The following is a 6,719-nucleotide window of genomic DNA, read 5'->3' on the forward strand; positions in this document are numbered from 1 at the left end:
ATAGCATGCTACTGTATGGACATCGAGTTAGTTTACGGGAGATCATTTTGGCCACGCTTGAACGCATCAGCTACGTGCCACACTACGTTGAGCTCATAGCCGGCAAGCCTCAATACCACTCCAGTAGCAGTCGACCTGCTATCGAGGGAGTGCCACAGATCTTCTGGGCTGACTGCAAGCCTTGGAGGGAGGCTAATCTTTGGGCAGTAGAGCGTATCAGCATTGGTGATACCTCACTGAAGACCGTTGCAAGCAACATGAACGGCCTGCTGAACTACGCAAGATTCCTAGAGCACCACGAACTGCATTGGCTGACCTTCCCCATGCGGAAGGCTGATCGGTGCTTGGTGCGGTATCGCGGCGCATTAATCAGGATGCGTGACTCGGGTCAACTCAGCCCATCGACAGCATCAGAGTACATGCGCAACTGCGTCATGTTTTATCGGTGGGTTAAAGGTAAAGGTTTACTATCGCCGGATCTGCCTCTCTGGCGTGAGAAACCATACTTCATCACATACTTCGATCACGTTGGATTCGAGCGCTCACTGAACGGCGTCACTACAGATCTTGGTATTCCTAATCGCGCTCGGTTGGGGGAAGCACTGGAAGACGGATTGTTACCGGTCTCGGCGGCTGATCGCGACGCAATTCTCAACCTTGCCAAAACTGAGGTCACCCGTGAGTTGTATCTCATGCTTTGCCTTGGTTTTTTTACTGGAATGCGCCTTGGCAGTATTTGCGACCTGAAAATTGAAACGCTGAAACGAGCAATTCCAGATCCATCAGCCCAAGGGCTGTTATGTATGGCGTTGGGGGCAGGTGCTTCGCCGCCGGTTCACACGAAGTTCAATGTCAGTGGCCAGGTCTGGATACCCGAAGCCCTGCGTGATGAGTTGCTGGAGTATGCCAAGACTCTTGAACGGATAAGGCGAGAAGCGGCAGCAACGCCAGAGAATCGAGATCTGCTCTTTCTGACACGCTTCGGAAATCCCTATGGGCGCAGGGGGTCAGATCAATCATCGGCAGTCAACGTAGAAATGTCATCGTTTCGAAAAGCAGGTATCGCCGCTGGTGTCCCAGCCCTTCGCTCATTCCATTTTCACCAGTCTCGCTGCACATTCGGGACTGAATTGGCCCGCTTGGCTCTAAGTGCGTGTAGCGATGTCGCAATCGCGATCTCTGTCGTGGGAAAGGCTCTGTTGCACGGTCCCAACTCGGAGGCGACTACGTTCAAGTACATCAAGTTCATCCAGGCAGCTCCGATCAAACAAGCTCTCGCCGATAGTTTCCTGGCCTCCTTTACTGGAATCCACTCTTCACTGGTGGCTCAGCACGATGGATAAGCAACCGGATATTGACCTCTCGTTTCCGATGCTCGCTTATGGGAAGACCGAGACCCCATGGGACTTGAAGCCATTTCTCTACCTTGGTGGAGCGGCCCTATACAAAAAATCAGCCGCGATCAAAATTGCCCAGAATGAAGTTGGCAATTTAATGTTAGATCGGATCGAGCTAGTGCAGCGATTACATTCAAATCTGGTAGATGACCTCGTCAGAGGTGGCAGTCGATTTTCGGTCGAAAACAAAGTGCAGTGCCTACGCCGGTTCTTCGCCTGGGCTGACAGGGAAAAACTAGGCCTATCACTAGACTCCATCAGCGACACATTCTTGCAGTGGGCTGATCATCAATTGCGTCGCCTCCGAGTCGAGCGCAGCGTAAGTGAAAGGTCGGTTTACGATATTGCCAGTGTGACAGCGACACTGTTCGATAACGTCTTGAACCGTCACGCCAGCCTGATAAAAGAAACGCGTATCCGAAAGCCTCGCGGCAGAGGGAAACTGCACACATCACACGTGAACAAACAAAATCTCCAGGAGAGTTTCGCATTCGGCAATACCCTGGCCGATATCTGCAATGCACTGACGCTTGAGGTAACGAGAGGGCCAATCCCTGTTCTCGTAGCATTTCGTTCGGGGCAGAAACTGGAGCAATGGTGCGGCCTCCAAGCGCGTCCTCGTGTGGCGCCAAATGGCGTGCGCCCAGCGAAATTGGAAAAAAGCGCTCTGGCCAGGCGCGCTGCGCGGGAGGCAGAACCTTCTTTGCGCACCCGATTATCTGTGTTGAATCTGCGTATTGAGGCAGAACTATTGATGTTCATTGCCCAGACGGGCATGAATCTTCAACAAGCACATACGCTGCGGATGGATCAATACCACTACACCAGCCACCTCGATGGCTATCAAGTGCGCTCTTATAAAAACCGTCGGCATGGGGAAGTCATCTTTGAGATTTTTTCCGACTATAGGGACTGGTTCGAACGATATTTGAAGTGGCGCAATAGCTGGTTTTCGGATGAGTCAGAAACACTATTGTTTCCGCTCATTCGAAACAGCCGTATTGATGGCGAACCTCCTCAATTCACTTGCCTAACCCGTGTCTGTAAGTCACTGAAGATCTCGCTGGTTCGTCCGGCTAAATTGCGCGGGACGCGAGTCAATTGGCTGCTCCGAGAAACCCTCAACCCGAAGCAAACAGCAGAACTGGCTCAGCACTCAGTCGAAACACTCATACGAGTGTACGCTGACCCTCATCCTCAATTGGCGATGGTGGAAATCACTCGTTTCCATCAACAAAATGATCCCGCCATCTCACCGCCTGGGCCAGGTTCCTGTGTACAACCCATCCCGGAACCAATATCAGACATACCAGATGAGGCTTCCAGACCTGACTGCATAAACGCGGCAGGTTGCCTGTTTTGTACGCATCATCGTGATATCGAGAGCGAAGATCATGTGTGGTCTCTCAGCAGCTTTCGTCACCTCAAACTGCTTGAGTTGGCGAGGTACCGACCTCCGGTAAAACCTGTACACATCAAGCAGCCAGCCTTGATCACAGTTGAGAGACTGACAGATAAATTGAAGTTTTTTGAGGACAGCAGTTCAGTGCGAAAAGAGTGGGTTGCAGAGGCTCAGGCACGCATTAGAGAAGGTGATTATCATCCCGCTTGGGACGGGTTCATTCGGCTGGTCGAAATTCACAGGAAGGACCTTTATGGATAATCTGCTACCCAAGATGGGTCTTGCCATTGAATCTGTACTGGCGGTGCCCGATGCCCCCAATTATCGCCCACCCTGCTGGCCTCCGAAAGGCGATTGGCCCGTAGTCATTGATGCCAACGGAAATGTGATCAGCCGATGGGGTGATCCGATCTGGCGATTAGACCCGTGGGCTGGAGTACCCCTGACATTGAACTTTGGTGACGGGCCTATTAAAAAAATGGCCGCTCCCATCGACAGCCAGAACGCCAATCTATTAAGGGAAATCATTGGGTGGTGGCTATATGGCCCGAACGGCGCTCGTGGGCATCGAACAATCAAAACCCGCTTCGATCAGATGCGCCGTTTGTTTGCCCTTTGCGCGCAGGAAGGAATTCTCGCTTCTGAACTAAGCCGTTTTCCGCGTATTGCAGACCGAATCCCTGAAGTGTTGCAATCATCTCGGGCTAGAGAGTTTCTGATGTTGCTGCACGAATTGTATGAACGTCGAGAAACATTAGGTTTCACCATTCTTGATCGAAAGTCTCTGACCCGGCTCGAAGCCGCGCTACCGAATCACGAGACACGCCAAACGCCTTTCATACCTCCACGCATTTGGCGCTACCAAGTCACCCGTTTACGTGAGTGCCTTGATGACTTTCTGGTGCACCAAGAAAAAATTGAAGCATGCTTTCGGTTTTGTTTGAGTGCTTATCACCACAATCTACTCGCGACCCCCAAGACCCGATTTGCCGTCGTTGCCCCCTTTCAATGGCCCGCCGACGGCTGCAATGGGAGTTATTCCGGTCGGCGTTTTCATGGCCCCTTTGCCGATACCGCGAGCCAATTTGGTATTGCTGAGGTTCTTGAGCGTTGGGCTGGAACTCATGGTTCAACACTTACGATAAAGGCCCTGTCGAGTTACTTAACCGTCGTCACCCGCGCAGGGTTAGCCTACCTTTTGAATTTCAGCCTTATGCGCGTAGAGGAGGCCTGGAATTTACAAGCGAATTGCCTAACCGTGGAGAAAGACCCTCGCTTCGGTGAAATCACTTTATTACGCGGTCGAACAACCAAGACAACCTCAGATTCCGACACCTTCTGGGTCACATCTCCTTCAGCGAAAATAGCGGTGGAGGCGATGACTGCGGTGGCCAAGCTTCGCGCCGAGGGGTTCGATTACGATCCATGTAAAACGCCTGCGCCGATTGGGGAAGACCATTTTCTGATCGCTTATGCCAACGAGCCTTGGATACCCGTCAGGCAAACGATGAACCGAGCCATTCGGCCCTCGATTATCAATTACCTCGCAGCATTTGGAGCCAGCCCCAAGGTTTTCGACCCTGAACAGTTGCGGATCACACCACGTGACCTGGAATTGGCGCGCTTGGTGAACCCAGCGTTACCGGAAGAGTTTGCAGTAGGGAGAATCTGGCCATTGGCATGGCATCAACTGCGTCGCACAGGCGCCGTCAACATGCAAGCCTCAGGGCTCGTAAGCGATGCGTCCTTACAGTTTCAGTTGAAACACATCACCCGTGCGATGAGCTTTTACTATGGGCAAAATTTCTCACACCTTCGGCTGGAAGAAAAGTCCCACACGCTTTACGTCCGTACCATGTACGAGACATTGGGTCGAGAGTTGCAACTGCTGGTGACAGACCGGTTTATCAGTCCACATGGCGAGAAGCGGAAGGCTGAGATTGTTCGACTGATTCAGCCCCGCGACGTTGAAAAAATGACTCAACTTGGTAAAAAAGGCGCCATCGTTTATCGCCCGATAATACTCGGCGTGTGTTCCAGCCGCGAGCCATGCCCCTACGGTGGCATTGATAGCATTGCCCACTGTGGAGGTGGTGATATCGCAGGAGAACCAAGGCCGTGCTCTGACGTGCTTTATGATCGAGATCGACTTGATATGGTGAGTGAGCTTGAACGCGTCTTGGATGATCGTATGGCTAGCGCCCCAGTTGGAAGCCCCTTGCGAGACTCATTGAATGCCCAGAAACGAAGCGCGGAGAATTATCGCAATGTCATCGATCAAGCCTCCATTAGCTGATCCCATCCAGCGCATCAGCGCTGGAGACCTCTATCGTGCAGCATTTGAGCGCCTGAAAAATGATGAGCCTCAGCGCGTGCCAAAGGGTACCCTAATCAGTCAGAACAATGTGGCCAAAGAGGCTGGGAGCGATCCATCAGCGTTAAAAAAAGCTCGCTTCCCCACACTCATTGCTGAAATTCAGAAGTACCTCGAAGACCATATTGAGAACCGACCAGAATCCGCGCATCAGGTAAGAGCGTCAGCCCGAAAAAAGAACCGCAGCCTCCGGGAGCGAATAGACAATGTCGTACAGCAACGCGATCACCTTGCCAGCCTACTGACCGAAGCTGACGCCACCATTCTTGAGTTGCTTGATCGCATTGCCGAATTGGAGCGGACGATTCCGGGCCCGAACGTTGTACTACTTGGGCATAGGAAGAAAAGTCGTTCTGCCGACTGAAAACTGACCCAGGTGTTCAACTGCTTCTGCTCACTTTCCGAGCAAGAGAACACAGGGTGATCAGCATGGAAATGTCAACGATCTGGCCGCCTAATTAAACGCTCGATTACACGTCCGATATTCACCCGTGACCTTGAGGCTGTGCTGCGTTCGATGTAGGCGTGACACTTACTGATTCTCGATTGGCGCTGTGTGCATTGTGAATTTTTTGTGACGTGGTTCGGAGAAGCGGATCGCAAACCGTCTAGATATAACGGTGCCGATACTGGGTATTTGGGGGCTAGACGATATTGATTCGGGGCGACTGAATGCTAAATCTGGTTTCGTGGGGTTGAGTAACCTGAACTTCATCTGTGAAGGCGATGATGCGGGCAAGCGGAGTCAAGAATTCAACCGCTTTGCTCTCTCGAAGGCACCCATTGAAGGAGGCAGGAGGGTCAGTCACACTGCAAAATTGTCGGTGTTGCTGCTTAAGGCTTTGGCACCCCGAGATTTGGACTATCCCGAGTGTGGGTATCGATAAGGAAAGAGTATGGCGTATTTAGTTGGATTAACTTCAAAGCCTGGACAGTCTGTGGGGAAAATCTTTGAGCCGGAAATTGAAGGGCGCTTGAGGGCAATGATTGTGATGGGGGATCAACTCACTCGCGAGCTAAGAGCTGCTATTCCAAGAGTTCTGAGAGTCACGGAGCTTGAAGGCGGGGGAGTACCGCAAATCATTGGGTGGAATATAGGCCCCTTTCTCATATGCCAACGTTTACGCGATATTTTGGAAGAGCTTGAACCAGGCAGGCATGACTTCTTTCCTCTTGAGGTTCGTAGCTTCAAACAAGACGCTGATGAGAAAACATACGGAACATATTATTTGATAATTGGTCTTGTTGGTCTGGATGCAGTGGTTGTTGAAAAAACAACTTTTACCAAAGGGGCCGGAAGAGAAGGCTACGAAAGGAGTGCTCGTTTCGATCACGATAAATCAGCTGTATGTACACTGGATGCACGAATTATCGAGGGGCATCATTTTTGGAAGTTGCCTAGTAGCTTTGGACAAACAGTGGACCATCCAGATCGACTGGTGACAGGGTACTTTTGTTCAGACAAACTGTGGAGCCGTATAGAGGAAGAACATATGACTGGATGGGATATTATAAAGAAATGCGTTGTGGTTAACGGTTAGCGCCG

At 51.4% G+C, this 6,719-nt stretch carries 5 protein-coding genes; all 5 read left to right on the forward strand.

The genetic code is table 11. The features are described from left to right. Positions 1-5 precede the first annotated feature (5 nt). The 5 genes from P3S72_RS12715 to P3S72_RS12735 all read left to right on the forward strand — a co-directional run bounded on the left by P3S72_RS12715 (position 6) and on the right by P3S72_RS12735 (position 6,714). Positions 6-1,343 carry a site-specific integrase gene (locus P3S72_RS12715; protein ID WP_276197597.1) on the forward strand — a complete coding sequence of 446 codons (1,338 nt, stop codon included), beginning with the start codon at positions 6-8 and terminating at the stop codon, positions 1,341-1,343. Next, positions 1,336-3,060, forward strand: coding sequence for a site-specific integrase (locus P3S72_RS12720; protein ID WP_276197598.1), 1,725 nt, complete (start codon positions 1,336-1,338; stop codon positions 3,058-3,060). The genes P3S72_RS12715 and P3S72_RS12720 overlap by 8 nt, the downstream gene beginning before the upstream one ends. Continuing rightward, positions 3,053-5,095, forward strand: coding sequence for a hypothetical protein (locus P3S72_RS12725; protein ID WP_276197599.1), 2,043 nt, complete (start codon positions 3,053-3,055; stop codon positions 5,093-5,095). The genes P3S72_RS12720 and P3S72_RS12725 overlap by 8 nt, the downstream gene beginning before the upstream one ends. After that, positions 5,067-5,537 carry a hypothetical protein gene (locus P3S72_RS12730; RefSeq protein ID WP_276197600.1) on the forward strand — a complete coding sequence of 157 codons (471 nt, stop codon included), beginning with the start codon at positions 5,067-5,069 and terminating at the stop codon, positions 5,535-5,537. Before P3S72_RS12725 ends, P3S72_RS12730 begins: the two co-directional genes overlap by 29 nt. A gap of 532 nt (positions 5,538-6,069) precedes the next feature. Continuing rightward, a complete protein-coding gene (locus P3S72_RS12735) occupies positions 6,070-6,714 on the forward strand; it encodes a DUF1629 domain-containing protein (protein WP_276197601.1) in 645 nt (214 codons plus the stop codon). Positions 6,715-6,719 lie beyond the last annotated feature (5 nt).

The sequence above is a fragment of the Pseudomonas sp. D3 genome, from assembly GCF_029320995.1.
Taxonomy (GTDB): domain Bacteria; phylum Pseudomonadota; class Gammaproteobacteria; order Pseudomonadales; family Pseudomonadaceae; genus Aquipseudomonas; species Aquipseudomonas paraveronii.

Excerpts from the sequence above, each read along its gene's own strand:
- P3S72_RS12715 (WP_276197597.1), top strand. The coding sequence starts at position 6 with ATGCTACTGTATGGACATCGAGTTAGTTTACGGGAGATCATTTTGGCC.
- P3S72_RS12720 (WP_276197598.1), top strand. The coding sequence starts at position 1,336 with ATGGATAAGCAACCGGATATTGACCTCTCGTTTCCGATGCTCGCTTAT.
- P3S72_RS12725 (WP_276197599.1), top strand. The coding sequence starts at position 3,053 with ATGGATAATCTGCTACCCAAGATGGGTCTTGCCATTGAATCTGTACTG.
- P3S72_RS12730 (WP_276197600.1), top strand. The coding sequence starts at position 5,067 with ATGTCATCGATCAAGCCTCCATTAGCTGATCCCATCCAGCGCATCAGC.
- P3S72_RS12735 (WP_276197601.1), top strand. The coding sequence starts at position 6,070 with ATGGCGTATTTAGTTGGATTAACTTCAAAGCCTGGACAGTCTGTGGGG.